The sequence below is a fragment of the Megasphaera sp. AF13-6AC genome (assembly GCF_027685385.1).
In the GTDB taxonomy this organism is placed as follows: Bacteria; Bacillota; Negativicutes; order Veillonellales; family Megasphaeraceae; genus Megasphaera; species Megasphaera micronuciformis.
The window spans coordinates 1-992 of the sequence record NZ_JAQCUN010000257.1 but is presented as its reverse complement, the minus strand read 5'-3'; the positions used below and the strand labels follow the sequence as shown (position 1 = coordinate 992).

Below are 992 nucleotides of genomic sequence, written 5' to 3'. Positions count from 1 at the left end.
TGGAGCTGTGGTTTTCAGCTAATCGGGGCGAGACGGAACAACCCTTGGCAGAAGTGGCGTCCGGCGGCGAAGTATCTAGAATCGCCTTGGCATTAAAATCTATTTTCCGAGAAAAATATACGGACAGGACCGTAGTTTTTGACGAAATAGATGTAGGCATCAGCGGGGAAACAGGGTTGCAAGTAGCGGCTCAAATGGGACGATTGGGACGGATGGGTCAGGTTTTTTGTATTACTCACCTGCCGCAGACGGCAGCCATTGCGGACAGTCACTACTTTTTGTATAAAGAAGAAAAAGAGGGGCGGACGGTTACTCAGGTCCGCAATTTAGATAAAGAAGCCCATGTTAAAGACATTGCCCGCATATTTTCCGGAGACGATACCAGTGAGGCCGGTATGCAGGCAGCTGAGGAAATTATTCGCAAGGTCAAAGGGCGTGCCTAGGCACGCTTTTTGTATACATGGGCATATTTCTTGACGAGCGTTCTTGAGAAGTTTATCATAAATAGATACATAATATTCCGATTTATACGGAGGAAAAGGCATGATTCGAGTATTGGTAAGCGGCGCAGACGGTCGCATGGGAAGCGAAACGGTTAAGGCCGTTTTGGCAGATAATGAATTGGAATTCGTAGGCGGCACAAGTCTTATGAATGTGGGTAAAGATGCGGGAGAAGTCATCGGTATTTCTTCTTTGGGGTTACCCTTGTACGGGAGTTTGAATGAAGCGTTAAAAATGGCAAAACCCGACGTAGTTGTCGATTTTACGACACCGGCGGCTATTTACGAAAATGTAAAGACTTGTATTGAAAACGGGACGAATATTGTTGTCGGTACGACAGGTTTGACGGCAGAACAGCGTAATGAATTGGATGAAGCGGCAAAAAAAGCGGACGTAGCCGTATTTATTGCACCGAACTTTTCTGTCGGAGCCGTACTGATGATGAAGTATAGTGCGGAAATCGCTAAATACTTGCCTGATGTAGAAATCAT

At 46.0% G+C, this 992-nt stretch carries 1 protein-coding gene and 1 pseudogene; both read left to right on the top strand.

Annotated elements, in window-relative coordinates:
* Positions 1 to 443 (top strand): annotated as a pseudogene (locus PGX78_RS08670) (DNA repair protein RecN); the annotation flags it as partial.
* 100 nt (positions 444 to 543) lie between these two features.
* Positions 544 to 992 (top strand): 4-hydroxy-tetrahydrodipicolinate reductase (gene dapB, locus PGX78_RS08665; RefSeq protein ID WP_270446555.1); only part of this gene is annotated, 449 nt, incomplete at its 3' end.